At 68.1% G+C, this 15,110-nt stretch carries 11 protein-coding genes; 9 read left to right on the top strand and 2 right to left on the bottom strand.

What is annotated here, in order from left to right; all coding sequences use genetic code 11:
• Nucleotides 1–20 precede the first annotated feature (20 nt).
• The 3 genes from J2S53_RS02550 to J2S53_RS02540 all read left to right on the top strand — a co-directional run bounded on the left by J2S53_RS02550 (nucleotide 21) and on the right by J2S53_RS02540 (nucleotide 3,921).
• Nucleotides 21–983: a carbohydrate ABC transporter permease gene (locus J2S53_RS02550; RefSeq protein ID WP_456239585.1), complete on the top strand. Its 963-nt coding sequence runs from the start codon at nucleotides 21–23 to the stop codon at nucleotides 981–983.
• Nucleotides 980–1,798: a carbohydrate ABC transporter permease gene (locus J2S53_RS02545; RefSeq protein WP_456239584.1), complete on the top strand. Its 819-nt coding sequence runs from the start codon at nucleotides 980–982 to the stop codon at nucleotides 1,796–1,798. The genes J2S53_RS02550 and J2S53_RS02545 overlap by 4 nt, the downstream gene beginning before the upstream one ends.
• A 137-nt stretch (nucleotides 1,799–1,935) precedes the next feature.
• Complete coding sequence (locus J2S53_RS02540; protein WP_456239583.1) at nucleotides 1,936–3,921, top strand: glycoside hydrolase family 31 protein; 1,986 nt, start codon at nucleotides 1,936–1,938, stop codon at nucleotides 3,919–3,921.
• Nucleotides 3,922–4,193: 272 nt separating this feature from the next.
• Here J2S53_RS02540 and J2S53_RS02535 read toward each other — a convergent pair whose 3' ends face one another.
• Nucleotides 4,194–5,387, bottom strand: a complete 1,194-nt coding sequence (locus J2S53_RS02535) for an ROK family protein (RefSeq protein ID WP_456239582.1) — start codon at nucleotides 5,385–5,387, stop codon at nucleotides 4,194–4,196.
• Nucleotides 5,388–5,631: 244 nt separating this feature from the next.
• Here J2S53_RS02535 and J2S53_RS02530 point away from each other — a divergent pair, with 244 nt between their 5' ends.
• From J2S53_RS02530 to J2S53_RS02510, 5 genes are all read left to right on the top strand, one after another.
• Entirely contained in the window at nucleotides 5,632–8,355 is a 2,724-nt protein-coding gene (locus tag J2S53_RS02530; RefSeq protein ID WP_456239581.1) for a glycoside hydrolase family 3 C-terminal domain-containing protein, read from the top strand.
• An 81-nt stretch (nucleotides 8,356–8,436) separates the two neighbouring features.
• Complete coding sequence (xylA, locus tag J2S53_RS02525; RefSeq protein WP_456239580.1) at nucleotides 8,437–9,600, top strand: xylose isomerase; 1,164 nt, start codon at nucleotides 8,437–8,439, stop codon at nucleotides 9,598–9,600.
• 189 nt (nucleotides 9,601–9,789) lie between these two features.
• Entirely contained in the window at nucleotides 9,790–11,184 is a 1,395-nt protein-coding gene (gene xylB, locus J2S53_RS02520; protein WP_456242678.1) for a xylulokinase, read from the top strand.
• Nucleotides 11,185–11,406: 222 nt separating this feature from the next.
• Entirely contained in the window at nucleotides 11,407–11,922 is a 516-nt protein-coding gene (locus J2S53_RS02515; protein WP_456239579.1) for a gamma carbonic anhydrase family protein, read from the top strand.
• 133 nt (nucleotides 11,923–12,055) lie between these two features.
• Nucleotides 12,056–12,577, top strand: a complete 522-nt coding sequence (locus tag J2S53_RS02510) for a PaaI family thioesterase (protein ID WP_456239578.1) — start codon at nucleotides 12,056–12,058, stop codon at nucleotides 12,575–12,577.
• A gap of 77 nt (nucleotides 12,578–12,654) precedes the next feature.
• Here the strand turns inward: J2S53_RS02510 and J2S53_RS02505 are convergent, their stop codons facing one another.
• Nucleotides 12,655–13,455 (bottom strand): IclR family transcriptional regulator, encoded by an 801-nt coding sequence (locus J2S53_RS02505; RefSeq protein ID WP_456239577.1) that lies wholly within the window; start codon nucleotides 13,453–13,455, stop codon nucleotides 12,655–12,657.
• A 306-nt stretch (nucleotides 13,456–13,761) separates the two neighbouring features.
• Here J2S53_RS02505 and J2S53_RS02500 point away from each other — a divergent pair, with 306 nt between their 5' ends.
• Entirely contained in the window at nucleotides 13,762–14,883 is a 1,122-nt protein-coding gene (locus tag J2S53_RS02500) for a 5-methyltetrahydropteroyltriglutamate--homocysteine S-methyltransferase (protein WP_456239576.1), read from the top strand.
• Nucleotides 14,884–15,110: the final 227 nt, after the last annotated feature.

Genomic DNA, 15,110 nt, shown 5'->3' with positions numbered 1-15,110 from the left:
GTGTCGAGTGGATGGTTGCCATGACGACGAATACGCGAACGACGAGCGGAACCAGTCGGCCGCGACACGCCAACCGGAAACCGGGCGGCCACGGCGAGCGTCTGGTCCAGTGGACCTTCGTCCTGCCGATGATGCTGTTCCTCCTGCTGTTCTTCTGCTATCCGGTACTGCGGAACCTGACGATGAGCTTCCAGGAGTGGACCGTCGCCTCGTTCTACGAGGGCGGTTCCCCCTTCGTGGGGCTGGACAACTACATCGCGCTGGTCACCGATCCGATCTTCGGCAGAGCGGTGCTGAACACGGCCCTGTTCACCACGGGATCGTTGTTGTTCCAGTTCGTGATCGGGCTGGGGCTCGCGGTGTTCTTCCAGCGGCGTTTCCCGCTCAGCGGAACGTTGCGCGGCCTGATGCTGCTGCCGTGGTTGTTGCCGCTGGTTGTTTCCGGCGCGGTGTTCCGCTGGATCTACGACGAGGGGTTCGGGGTGCTCAACCAGCTGCTGCTGGGGCTGCACCTGATCTCGGATCCGATCCCCTGGCTCTCCAGTACCCAGTACGCACTGACCTCGGCGATCATCGCCAACATCTGGGTCGGGGTGCCGTTCAACCTGGTCATCCTGCACAGCGGACTGCAGGCTGTACCCGCTTCGCTCTACGAGGCCGCCGCCCTGGACGGGGCGGGACCGTGGCAACGGTTCCGGATGATCACCCTTCCGCTGCTGCGCCCCGTGATCGCCATCGTGCTGATGCTGGGGCTGATCTACACCCTCAAGGTGTTCGACATGATCATGATTCTCACCGGCGGTGGCCCCGCGAACGCCAGTGAAACGCTGACCACCTGGTCGTTCGCCCTGTCGTTCGAGGAGTTCGACTTCGGACAGGGAGCTGCGGTGGGCAACTTACTCATCGTGATCGCGCTGGTGTTCGCGTTGTTGTACCTGCGTTCCATCCGGAACACGTTCAGCTCACAAGGGGAGCGAGGATGACTACCACGCGACGCGTCGGCAACACCGTGGTCGGGGTCCTGCTGGTGCTCGTGTTCCTGGCACCGGTCTACTGGATGATCAACGTTTCGCTGCAGAGCAGCGACGCGTTGCTGCGGACACCGCCCGCCTGGTTCCCGTTCGACCCGACCTGGAGCGGCTATGCCGAGGCCCTCCGCACCCAGGGCTCGCATCTGGCGACCAGCCTGGTGATCGCGTTGGGCACCGTGGTGTTCACGCTGCTGGTGAGCGCACCGGCCGCCTACGCCCTCGCGCGGTTCCGGCTGCGCGGCACGCTCGCACTGGTGCTGGTCGTGCTGCTGGTGCAGATGGTTCCCGGCATCGTGATGGCCAACTCGCTGTATCCGATCTTCAGCGGGGTCGGGCTGCTGGACAGCTATCCCGGCATGATCCTCGCCGATTCGACGCTGACCGTACCGTTCGCGGTGCTGATACTGCGCACCTTCATGAGCGGCGTCCCCGGTGAGCTGATCGAGGCGGCCCGGGTCGACGGTTGCGGCCAGTGGCGCACTTTCGGCTCCGTGGTGCTACCGGTGTGCCGCAACGCGGTGATCACGGCAGGGCTGTTCAGCTTCCTGTTCGCCTGGGCCGACTTCCTGTTCGCCGTCAGCTTCACCACCGGCAACACCATTCAACCGATCACGGTGGGGATCTATCGCTTCGTGGGGAACCAGACGACGAACTGGAACGGCGTCATGGCCACCGCGGTACTCGCCTCCATTCCCGCCGCCGTCCTGCTGCTGACGGCACAACGCTACGTCGCGGCGGGAATCACCGGGGGCGGAGTGAAGGAATGACGTTCGCGAGGTTCGGAAGCGGATCGTTCCGCGTCCCCGGCGACAGGTTCGCGGAGTTCCTCCGACACGACGGGGTTCTTCCGGTCCCGCGGATCAGGCAAGGACCCGATCGACCACGGCTACAGGAAGGCGGAATCATGCGAGGTGCCCACGAGAGCGACGGGGCATTGGAGTGGACCCACGGTCAGGAAACCGTTCGGATCGAACCCTGGGGGCGGGACAGCCTGCGGGTACGAGCCGGATTCGCTCCGGTGGTCGACGACCTTCCCGGGGCGCTCGTCGAACGTCCCGACTCCGGCGAGGCTCCCGGGATCACCATCGGGGACTCCCTCGCCAGGATCACCAACGGTTCCCTGACCGCCGAGATCGACACGGCGGGAATGCTGCGTTTCGTCGACGCGAACGACGGCGGCGAACTGCTGGCGGAGCAACCCGCGCACTTCTGGTGGCCCGGGCCGCGGCTCTACGGGTCCAGCTCCGGCAGCAGCAGGCGCATGGAGCAGTGCTTCCGGGCCTACGACGGGGAGCGGATCTACGGGCTGGGGCAGCACACGCACGGACTGCTCGACCAGAAGGGGACCGTGCTGGATCTGGTGCAGCGCAACGCGGAGGTCTCCATTCCCTTCCTGCTCTCGAGCAGGGGATACGGCTTTCTGTGGAACAACCCGGCGGTCGGCAGGGTGGAGTTCGCGCACAACGGGACCAGGTGGGTGGCCGACAGCACCAGGCAGCTGGACTACTGGGTCACCACCGGCCGAACACCGGCCGATCTGCTGGGCAACTACACCGAGGTCACCGGCCGGCCCCCGATGCTGCCGGAGTGGGCCGCCGGATTCTGGCAGAGCAAACTGCGGTACCGCTCCCAGGAGGAACTGCTGGAGGTGGTCCGGGAGTACCGCCGTCGCGGGCTGCCGCTGTCGGTGATCGTCTCGGACTTCTTCCACTGGCCCCACCTGGGCGAGTGGAAGTTCGATCCGGCCGAGTACCCGGACCCGGCGGCCATGCTGCGCGAGCTCGACGAGGCCGGAGTGCGCCTGATGGTCTCGATCTGGCCCTCGGTCAACCCGCTCAGCGAGAACTTCGAGCGAATGAGCCGGGAGGGGTTGCTGGTCGAGACCGAGGCCGGGGTCCCGTACCACGCGCCGTGGCGGGACAAGGGGTTCGACGTCGAGATGCCGGTGGCCTTCTACGACGCCACGAACCCCCGGGCGCGACGGTTCGTCTGGGACCGGGCGCGGGAGCACTACTACGAACTGGGAGTGCGGGTTTGGTGGTTGGACGCCTGTGAACCGGAGATCCGCCCGGGTACTCCGGAGAACCTGCGGTTCGCGGAGGGGCCGGGCAGGGAGGTGTTCAACCTGTATCCGCTGCGGCACGCCCAGGGATTCCACGACGGGATGCGGGAGGAGGGTGAGACCGAGATCGTGTCACTGTGCCGTTCCGCGTGGGCCGGCAGTCAACGCTACGGTGCGGCCCTGTGGTCCGGCGACATCGACGCCACCTTCGAATCGCTGCGGGCTCAGGTGCGTGCCGGGTTGAACGTCGCGTTGTCCGGGATTCCCTGGTGGACCACGGACATCGGCGGGTTCCACGGTGGCGATCCGGATTCGGAGTACTTCCGGGAGCTGGTGGTGCGGTGGTTCCAGTACGGGGTGTTCTGCCCGCTGTTCCGGCTGCACGGAAACCGTGATCCGCGTATGCCGCTGGGGCCGGAGATGACCGGTGGCCCCAACGAGGTGTGGTCGTTCGGGGAACAGGCCTACGAGTCGATCCGCGAGACGCTGTTCCTCCGGGAGCGGCTCCGGCCGTACCTGATGGAGCAGATGCGTGTGGCGCACGAACGCGGTCTGCCGCCGATGCGCCCGTTGTTCGTCGACTATCCGGGTGACGAGCGGGTGTGGGACGTCGAGGACCAGTTCCTGCTGGGGCCGGACGTGCTGGTGGCGCCGGTGACCGAGTACGGCGCGCGGGAGCGCTCGGTACGGCTGCCGCGCGGCGACAGGTGGGTCGGCGCCTGGGACGGGCGGACGTTCGACGGCGGCACCACGATCACGGTCGGGGCCCCGCTGGAGACGGTGCCGGTGTTCCGCCGGGAGGGCGCGACCGTGGAACTGGGCACGTAGGCGGAGAACCCGGTGGTGAGGTCCGTCGTGCACGGCGGGTCGCTCGCCGCACGGGCACTATCCCCGTAGTGGGTTCCGCCGGGTTCCGGTGGCGTCGACACGGGCACCACGGGAACCGGGGGAACACGGCCACTACGGGGTTCGCGCTCGGCGGGACGAAGTGGCACGAGGGCGGTTCGATGTGGCGGGACGGCGGCTACAGGTCCGAGCGCAACCCTTCGTCTCCGATCGGCGGCGGGGTGCCCGCTCCACCGGGAAGGAAAGCTCGGGAATCATTCGAAGGAAGCGAGAAAGCTGCTCACCGCGGCCTCGGCGGCACCGAGCAGGTGTCCCTGCTCCCCCAACCGAGCGCTGCCGAGTTCCACCGGCAGTTCGGGAAGTCCCCGGACGCGTTCGAGGCTGTGGCGCAGTTCTCCCTCGGCGTGCCGTAGCAGAGGTCGCAGCAGCCCACCGAGCAGTACCAGTCCCGGATCGAAGATGTTTATCAGATTGGCCAGACCGGTCGCGACCGGCGCACAGAGCTGCCGGAACGCCTCGAGCGCTTCGGCGTCCCCCCGTTCGGCGCGTTCGAACAGCCGCTCCAGTTCGGCCTGTCTGTCGGCGGGTTCGACGACACCGATCCGCCGCAGCAGGGCATCCGCCCCGATCTCGGTTTCCCAACAGCCCCGGGCACCACAGTGGCAGGTTCTGCCGCCGGGACTCGTGATCATGTGCCCGATCTCGCCCGCGTATCCGGTGTTGCCGGTGAGCAGCTGGTCGTGCGCCACGATCCCGGCGCCCACACCGACCCCCGCGGACACGTACACTAGGTCGGTTCGGTCCCTGCCCGCGCCACGACGGTGTTCGGCCAGGGCGGCCAGTCGCGCCTCGTTGCCGACCACCACCGGAGCCGTGATATCCGCCGACTCGCGCAGTCGTTGTCCGAGCGCCAGCTCGTGCCAACCGAGGTTGGGAGCGCGGGTGACCACACCGTCCTCGTCCCGTACCAGGCCGGGCACCGCCACCCCCACCGCGATGGGCGGGGCCTCGGTCGTCGTCACGAGCTCGCGGACCAGTCGTGCGAGCTGCTCCAGCCCCGGTGCGGGATCACCGGGCGAATGTTCGTGCTGGGTGGTCATCTCCTCGAGAACGTTGCCTCCCAGCCCCACTCTGCCGATGCGTACGGTGTCCACGTCGACGGCTATGGCGAGCGCGTAGGCGCGTTCGTCGCGCGGCGAGACGATCAGCGGGGGACGCCCCCGGCCGGTTCTGCCCGGCTGCTGCTGGCTCGAACCGCTTTCCAGTACCAACCCGCGTTCGGTCAGCTCCCCCACCAGGTCCGCGATGGCGCTGCGGGTGAGTCCGGTCACTTCGCCGAGTCCGACCCGGCTGGTGGGCCCCCGCAGGTGCAGATGACGCAGCAGCGCCCGGAGATTGTGACGTCGCAGGCTGGCCGGATCGCGGCCCTGCGCGGTCGATGCGGTCACGTGGTCCTCGCTTCGCGGCTCATTGCTTCCCTCACCAGTCAACGTTCGCCAGTCAACGTTGCACCGTTGCGCGGCGCCAACGGGTGTGGGGGTTGACACGCCGCCCATTTTGTTTTTACCTCTTACAAATAATATTTAACACGTCACATCGCACGATCGCGGCAGCGGCGAACCGGTGAACGACCGGATCCGGTCCCGCTGTCGAGACCGAACGACATTTGGCACCGAGTTGACGGAGAGCTGGATGAGACGAGGACCGACACGTCTCCTGGTGACCCTCGGCCTGTGCGTGAGTTGTGCGCTGTCCACCGCACCCGCGCTGGCCCAGGAGAGAACCGATGAGACCCCCGTGTACCTGGACCAGAGCTACTCGGCACGGGAACGTGCCGCAGACCTGGTTTCCCGGATGACGCCGTCCGAGAAGGCGTCACAGCTGATCAGCAGTCAGGCACCCGCCATCCCCCGGCTCGGGGTGCGGTCCTACGGCTGGTGGAACGAAGCGGCGCACGGCGTCGCACGGGAGCAGTACAACGAGGAGGGCAACCCCGAGATACTGACCAACACCACCTCGTACCCGGTGAGCCTGTCCATGGGATCCACCTGGAACCCCGACCTGATGCACCGGGTCGCACAGGCCACCTCCAGCGAGGCTCGCGAGGTGGTGCGCGACAACAGGCTCGACCTCAACTTCTACTCCCCCACCATCAACCTGAGCAGGGATCCGAGGTGGGGCCGCAACGACGAGACATTCAGCGAGGACCCCGGGCTGACCGCGGCCATGGCCTCGCAGTACGTCAACGGCATGGAGGGCAAGGACAAGCAGGGCAACCTGCTGCCCTCCTCGGACGGTTACCTCAAGACCAGCACCACGATCAAGCACTTCGCCGCGAACAACAGCGAGTTCAACCGGCTCACCGGCACGTCGAACATGGACGAGCGGACGCTGCGCGAGTACTACACGGCTCCGTTCAAGGAAGTGATCCGCCAGAGCTCGCCCGGTTCGATCATGACCGCTTACAACCGGGTCAACGGGGTGCCCGCCTCAGCCGACGTCGGCCTACTGGACACCCTGGCCCGCAAGACCTTCGGGTTCGACGGGTTCTTCACCTCCGACTGCGACTCGGTCTACGAGATCCAGCACGGCCACAACTGGAAACCGGAGGGCGAGGAGGAACCGCTCGACCACATCGAGCGCAACGCCTACGCGAACGCGGCCGGTGTGGACCTCAACTGCAACCAGGGTTACCACGACGAGCACAACTTCGGTAACACGCTGCCCGAGGCGGCCCAGCAGAAGATCGAGACCCACAACGGCGTCTACACCGAGAACTTCATGGACGCCTCGCTGATCCGGATGTTCACGGTGCGGATCCGGCTCGGCGAGTTCGACGACCCCGAACAGGTGCCCTGGGTCCAGCGCGCCCGCGAACGAGTCCCCAAGGGCAGCTGGGAGGACGCGGAGTCGAACAACGCGGTGACCCAGACCCCGGAACGGTTGGATCTCGCCCGCGAGGCGGCCTCCGAGTCCATCGTGCTGCTGCGCAACCAACCCGCCGAGGACGGTGGCAAGCTGCTGCCGCTGCGGATACCGAAGTCGGGACAGTACCGCCTGGCGGTCATCGGTGATCACGCCAATCCGGAAGAGATGTATCTGGGCGGCTACTCCAGCGACCAGGGGCCGTCCGGCCGTGCCAACGGCGTCAACGGCTACGAGGGGCTCAAGCGGGCGGTCGAGGAGATCAACCCCGATGCGGTCGTGGACTACCTCCCCGGCACGAAGCCCGGTACCGAGAACCAGTTGAACCGGAACTCCGTGCGTGCCTCCGCCGACTTCGACTCGGTGGTCGTCTACGGCGGAACGGACGAGAGCACCGCGAAGGAGGACGAGGACCGGGAGTCGCTGCGGCTGCCGGAACCGCAGACGAAGCTGATCAACGAGGTAGCGGCGAACAACCCGAACACGGTGGTCTACCTGGAGACCATCGGGGCGGTCGACGTGAGCGACTTCTCCTCCGAGGTGCAGGCGCTGCTGTGGAGCTCCTACAACGGACAGCGCAAGGGCCAGGCGCTGGCCGACGTGCTGCTGGGCGAGAGCAACCCGAGCGGGCACCTGCCCTTCACCTGGTACAAGAACGAGTCCCAGCTGCCCTCGATCGGTGACTACTCGATCAGACCCGCGGACTCGCGACCCGGCCGGACCTACATGTACTTCGACGGCAGGGCCGCCTACCCGTTCGGCCACGGTCTCGGCTACACCGAGTTCGAGTACGGTGATCTGCGGATCCAACGCGACCACGTCAACGCCAACGGTGAGGTCCGCGCGAGCGCGCGGGTCACCAACACCGGAGAGGTCGCGGGCTCCGACGTGGTGCAGCTCTACGCCGCCTCGTCGAAGGCGGACCGGACCGAGCGTCCGGACGAACGGCTCGCCGGCTTCGAGAAGGTCTCGCTCCGGCCGCACGAGAGCAAGCGTGTCGAGTTCACGATCCCGGTGCGCGATCTGGCGCTGTTCGACCAACAGCGGAACCGCTACGAGCTCAGCGCAGGTGGCTACGAGTTCCGACTGGCGCATTCGAGTTCCGAAGCGGACGTCGCCGACAGCGAGCGGGTGACGGTGCACGGCAAGCTGCGACCGGTTCCCGCCGCTGTGAGCACCACACCACGGGCCGCAGGTGACGCCGAACGCGGGATCACGGTGCGCAGGACCTTCGATCGCGACACCGTGGTCCGGCCACGCACGACGGTCTCGTTCAACGACGGAACGCTCGTCGGGCATGTCGCGGACGAACGCGACGAGCCCCTGCCACCCGGAATGCGGGTGCAGTACCGCAGCAACCGACCGGGGGTCGTGTCGGTGAATCCGCACGGGGTGATTCGCACCCGTGATTCCGGGGTCGCCACGGTCACCGCGACCGTGCGCTACCGCGGTCACACCGAGTCGACGAAGTTCGTCGTCAAGGTTAGGTGACCGAGCCGGGGAGCCGGTGGTCACCGGCTCCCCACTCGTCCCCAGTGGACGGCAAAGCCGTTCCCGTGAAAGGAGCAACAAGTGAACGACTACTCACCCGCCGCGTCCGACAAGTTCTCGTTCGGACTCTGGACCGTCGGTTTCCAGGGAGCCGACCCGTTCGGAGCGCCCACCCGGTCGGAGCTGGACCCGGTGCGGGCGGTACACCGCCTGGCGGAGCTGGGGGCCTGGGGAGTCACGTTCCACGATGACGACCTGATCCCGTTCGCGGCGGACGAGTCCGAGCGGCAGCGGGTGGTCTCGCGGTTCCGCGAGGCGCTGGACGAGACCGGCATGACCGTGCCGATGATCACCACCAACCTGTTCGGACACCCGGTCTTCAAGGACGGCGCCCTGACGGCCAACGACAGGGACATACGGCGGTTCGCGCTGCGCAAGATGCTGCGCAACGTCGAACTCGCCGCCGAACTCGGTGCGCGGACCTTCGTCGCCTGGGGCGGCAGGGAAGGCGCCGAGACCGACGCGGGGATCGACGCCCGTGCGGCCTTCGCCCGCTACAAGGAGGGCATCGACACGGTCTGCCAGTTCGTCCGGGACCGCGGTTACGACCTGCGGTTGGCCCTGGAGCCCAAACCCAACGAGCCGCGTGGCGACATCCTGCTGCCGACGGTGGGGCACGTGCTCTCGTTCATCGAGCAGCTCGAGCACCCCGACATGGTCGGGGTGAATCCGGAGGTCGGTCACGAGCAGATGGCCGGGCTCAACTACGTGCACGGCATAGCCCAGGCGCTGTGGGCGGGCAAACTGTTCCACCTGGATCTCAACGGCCAGCACGGCGCCAAGTTCGACCAGGACCTCCGGTTCGGTGCGGGCGACCTCAAGAGCGCGTTCTTCACGGTCGACCTGCTGGAGAACGCGGGCTACCAGGGGCCGAGGCACTTCGACTTCAAGCCCTCGCGTACCGAGGACGACGAGGGTGTGTGGACCTCGGCCGCGGGGTGCATGCGCAACTACCTGATCCTGCGGGAGAGGTCGGCGGCCTTCCGCGCCGACCCGCGAGTGCGGGAGGCGCTCGAGGCGTCCCGCGTGGACGAACTCGCTCGTCCCACGCTCGCCTCCGGCGAGAAGCCCGAGGAACTGCTGAGTGCCGCGGAGGGATTCGACCCCGAGGAGGCGGGGAAGCGCGCCATGCACTACGAGCGGCTGGACCAGCTCGCGTTGGAGCACCTGATGGGGCTGGGCTGAGCTGAGTCCGCACGCTCCGCCGCCGCGGGGCGACTGCCATCGCGGCGGGCACCACTCGTGTCGAGCGCGTGTGTCGCGAGCACACGCGCTCGACGCGTGTCGTCACGTACGAGAACCGCCGAGAACCGAGCGCGCCCGTGGGGTGCTCTCCTGGTCACCGCGAAAGGAGTCGTCGTGTTCGTTCTGGGGATGGATTCCTCCACCCAGTCCACGAAGGCGCTGGTCGTCGACGCCGAGGACGGCAGCGTCGTCGCCGAGGGCAGGGCCTCCCACTCACCGCACTCCGAGATAGATCCGGAGGTGTGGTGGCGGGCGTGCGGCGAGGCCGTGCGACAGGCGGTCGATGCCGCCCCCGGCCCCGTCGAAGCCGTGGCCGTGGCCGGGCAGCAACACGGCATGGTCGCGCTCGACGCCGCGGGAACGGTGCTGCGGGACGCGCTGCTGTGGAACGACACCCGTTCGGCACCGCAGGCACGACAGCTGACCGAGCGACACGGCGCCGCCGAGCTGGCCGAACGTACCGGGCTGGTTCCGGTGGCGAGTTTCACGCTCACCAAACTCGCCTGGCTCGCCGAGAACGAGCCGGAGAACGCGGCACGGCTGGACCGGGTGCTACTGCCGCACGACTGGCTGACCTGGCGATTGTCCGGCAGCCCGGACCGTGCCGTCACCGACCGGGGGGATGCCTCGGGAACCGGTTACTTCTCCCCCGCTTCGGGGGAATGGCTGCCGGAACTGTGCCGGGAGGTGCTGTCCGACCGTGCTCCTCGACTGCCCGAGGTGCTCTCCCCGCGCGAACCCGCCGGGGAGGTCACCGAGCTCGAGGAGCTGCGCGGAGCGGTGCTGGGCCCGGGAACCGGCGACAACATGGCCGCGGCGCTCGGGCTCGGGATCGAACCGGGCGATGTGGTCGTCTCCGTCGGAACCTCGGGTACCGCCTTCGCGGTGACCGAGCAGCCGTGCGGCGACCCGACGGGAACGGTGGCCGGATTCTGCGACGCGACCGGCCGTTACCTCCCGCTGATCGCCACGCTGAACGCGGCCCGGGTGCTCGACTCCACGGCCAACGCGCTCGGCACCGACCTCGCCGGGTTGGACGAACTCGCGCTGCGGGCCGACCCCGGCGCGGAGGGGCTGACGCTGCTGCCCTACCTCGACGGCGAGCGCACCCCCAACCTGCCCGACGCCACGGGCACGTTGACCGGGATGCGCACCGGCAATCTGACCCCGGAGAACATGGCACGCGCGGCTGTGGAGGGAATGCTCTGCGGACTCGCGGACGGGATCGACGCGCTGCGGAACGTGGGAGTGACCGTGCGGCGGGTGCTGCTGATCGGGGGCGCCGCGGAGTCGGCCGCGGTGCGCGCGATCGCTCCGATGCTGTTCGGAGTGGACGTGCAGGTACCGGAGGCGGCGGAGTACGTCGCCCTCGGCGCCGCCAGGCAGGCCGCGTGGGTGGCCAGCGGGACCGACCAACCCCCGAAATGGCCGCTGCGCTGCGAATCGTACGAGGCCCGGGACGTGGCTCGCGGGGAGGAGATCCGCGAGAAGTACCGCGATGCCGCACAGCGGGTGTACGGCTAGTTGTAGGTGCTTGAACCGCTCGGTGGGCACCGGTGCTCCGCCGAGCGGTCGCGGGCCGTCCGTCCGAGACGTGTTCTCGCTCAGGCGGATTCCCCGAACGGTTCCGTGCTCGCTCGGGGCTGGTTTTCCACGCACTCGGTGACTCGACAACGGGCAGTACCGTCGTCGGTTACCGGTGTGTAGGTTGGCGCGGAAACACCGGCGTCGGTCACGGAGGAACGGATGCGCTCGATCGAGCTGAACGGAACGAACCCGACCGTGCGGGACGGGGCCTGGGTCGCCCCGGGTGCCACGCTGGCGGGCGACGTCACCCTCGCCGAACAGGCGAGCGTCTGGTACTCCTCGGTCGTACGCGCCGACTGCGACAGCATCTCGATCGGTCGCGGGAGCAATCTCCAGGACGGCTGCGTCGCACACGCCGATCCCGGGACGCCGGTGAACATCGGCGAGCACGTCTCGGTCGGTCACCGTGCCGTGCTGCACGGCTGCACCGTCGAGGACAACGTGCTGGTGGGCATGAGCGCCACCGTGCTCAACGGTGCGCGCGTCGGTTCCGGCAGCATCATCGCGGCGGGCACCGTGATCCTGGAGGGCACCGAGATACCCCCGAACTCGTTGGTCGCGGGCGTGCCGGGCAAGGTACGCCGCGAGACGACCGAGGAGGAACGCGAACTCATCACCGCCAACGCCGAGCACTACCTCACGCTCAAGAACCAGCACTCCGAAGCGGCGGGGTGAACTCCGGATCCGCCGCTCCCGGCCCCGGGTGGCTTCCGAAGCGCGACACCGGAACCCGCGTGGATTCCCCGAGTGCTGCTTCCCACAGCCGCACGAGGGTCCGCCACGGCACGAGCGGAGGTAGCGTTCGGTCATGGACAGCGCGAACACGACGAAGGTCGACTGGGGAGAACCACGCAGCAAGACCGTCACCTGGTACGACCCCACCACGGGCGCCCGCGCGGCCACCGGCATGTCCGGACTGGACTACCTGTCGGCGATGCACCGCGGCGAACTGCCGCCACCGCCGATCAGCGCGCTGTTCGGTGACATGCGGATCAGCAGCGTGGCCGAGGGCGAGGTGGAGTTCAGCTGCGTTCCCGACGAGTCGGCCTACAACCCGATCGGGTTGGTGCACGGCGGACTGGCCTGCACCCTGCTCGACTCGGTGACCGGCTGTGCCGTGCACAGCACGCTTCCCGCCGGTACCGGCTACAGCTCGGCCGAGATCAAGGTGAACTACCTGCGCGCGATCCGGCTGGACACCGGCAAGCTGCACGCCCTGGGCCGGGTGACCAAACCGGGGCGGCACGTGGCGTTCGCGGAGGGCGAGATCCGAGACTCGGCGGGCAAGCTGCTCGCCACGGCATCGAGCACCTGCACCGTTTTCGGCTGAGCCCAGCCCCGGGCCCGGCCGGGCCCGGACCATCCGGTGTGCGACAGCGACCACCACATCGGATCGTCGGGAATCGTTCAGCCCGACAGCGACCCTCCGGTGGAATCCGGTGCGGAGGTCAGCGCGCGGGAGATCCCGCGGGCTGCCATCCGCACGGCCGGGGCCAGTGAACTCGGCCGGACGCTGCCGAACCGCAGCACCACCGAGAGGGCCGCCACCACCGCGCCGGAGCCGTCGAAGACGGGCGCTGCCACCGAGAGGGCGTCGGAGGTCACCTGCCGGTCGCTGACCGCGAACCCGTCCCTGCGCACGTCCGCGAGCACTCTTCGCACCCGTTCCGGGTCGGTCAGTGTGTGGGAGGTGAACCGGTGCAGCGGCGCCGCCAACACGCGTTGGCGGACCTCGGGCGGAGCGTGGGCGAGCAGCACCAGCCCCACACCGGTCGGCGGCATCGGAAACCTCCCGCCGATTCTGGTCCGCACGCCCACCGAGGCGCGCCCGGCGAGCCGTTCCACGAACACGACCTCCTCGTCGGCCCGAACACCCAGCTGCACGTTCTCCCTGGTGACCTCGTAGAGGTCCTCCATGTAGGGCAGCGCCACCTCGCGCAGGCCGGGACCACGTGGTGCCAGGGCGGCGATCTCGAACAACGCGAGCCCGACCCGGTAACGCCGGTCCGAACCGCGCTCCAGGACTCCCCGCTCGGTGAGCTCACCGACCAGCCGGTGCACCGTGGTCATTGCCAGCCCCGATCGGTGCGCGATCTCGCTGAGCGTCAACTCCGCTCTGCCTGATCCGAAGGCGGAGAGCAAGGTGAACAGCTTCCCGGTGACGGAACGGTCGTCGCGTCCGACAGCTCCGCCCTTGGTCGGTGGCATACCACGCTCCCGGTACTCGGTTCGAGTGCGACGAGACCGTCGCCCTCACGGACTCTTGGGTATCACCGCCCCCGAACCAACCCACCGGGATCTTCGCCGGGGATCACCGTGCTTCCCCGGAATCGAACATCCTTCCCAGGATGATCCGGATCACTCCGCCACGAAACCGGGTTTTCCGTTCAACGGAAACGGAATCGCGGGAATTCCGGGGTTAGGCACATCCGTCGAGGACGGAACAGCTGCGCAGCGACTTCTTCCTTTTCCGCGACCAACAAGTCGCACAGAAGGTGCCCTACTGTCACGGTCATGACGCGACGTTCTTTCCCGCCCTACCGGGCCGACCACGTGGGCAGCCTGCTGCGCCCCTCGTACCTGCACTCGGCACGCGAGAAGTTCGCGGCGGGCGAGCTGTCCGCCGAGGCGCTGCGCGAAACCGAGGACCGCGCGGTGCGCGAGGTGGTGGCCATGCAGGAGGACATCGGGCTTTCCACCGCGACCGACGGTGAGTTCCGCCGCTCCACGTGGCACATGGACTTCATCTACAAGTTGGACGGCATCAACGCCAGCGACTCCACGATGTCCGTGCGGTTCCACAACGAAGCGGGCGACATCGAGTTCGCTCCCTCCGCCACCCGGATCGACGGGAGGATCCGGCTCGGGGAACCGATCTTCGGCGAGGACTTCGCATACCTGGCCAGTCAGGTCAGCACCGCCACCCCCAAGCTGACGATGCCCTCGCCGAGCATGGTCCACTACCGGGGCGGCCCCGCGGCGATCAGTCCGGAGGTGTACCCGGACATCGAGCGGTTCTGGGACGACCTCTCGGCCGCCTACGCCGACCAGATCCGGGCCATGGGCGCCAAGGGCTGCAAGTACCTCCAGCTCGACGACACCAGTCTGGCCTACCTCAACGATCCGGCCCAACGCGCCCAGCTGGCCGAGCGCGGCGACGACGCCGAACACCAGCACCTGCGCAACATCAAGCAGATGAACGCGGCTCTCGCGGCGCGTCCGGCCGACATGGCGGTGACCACGCACATGTGCCGGGGCAACTTCCGTTCCTCGTGGGTGGCCGAGGGCGGCTACGAGTTCGTCGCCGAGGCGGTGTTCAACGAGCTCGACGTGGACGGTTTCTTCCTGGAGTTCGACGACGAACGTTCGGGAGGCTTCGCCCCACTTCGCTTCGTCCCCGACGACAAGGTGGTCGTACTCGGACTGGTCACCACCAAACGCGGTGAGTTGGAGTCCAAGGACGCGCTGAAGCGGCGGATCGAGGACGCCACCCGCTACATCGACATCGACCAGCTCTGCCTCTCGCCGCAGTGCGGATTCGCCTCGACCGAGGAGGGCAACGCGCTGGACATCGAACAGCAGGCGGCGAAACTGCGGCTGATCGTCGAAACCGCCCGTGAGGTGTGGGGCGACTGAACCGGACACCGGTCGCCCCTCTCGGAGCGGCTAACCCCGGTGCGCGGCGAACCGTCGTCACGAATCCATCGGCCTTCAGGGACGCTTCCCACCGGGCGCCGCGGGAACGATCCCGTCATCGCGGGGTGCTCCATTCGAGCGAACTCGATCAACGGCGGTACCCCGATGCCAGGTCCAACCGGTAGGCACGGGGCGTGAGCGCGCGATCCGGCCACCCGGTCGGCACC

Origin of the sequence: Actinopolyspora lacussalsi, from assembly GCA_030803735.1 — a bacterium.
Classification (GTDB): Bacteria; Actinomycetota; Actinomycetes; order Mycobacteriales; family Pseudonocardiaceae; genus Actinopolyspora; species Actinopolyspora lacussalsi.
Note: the sequence above shows the minus strand (reverse complement) of the source record. Positions and strands in the feature narration are given on the sequence as shown.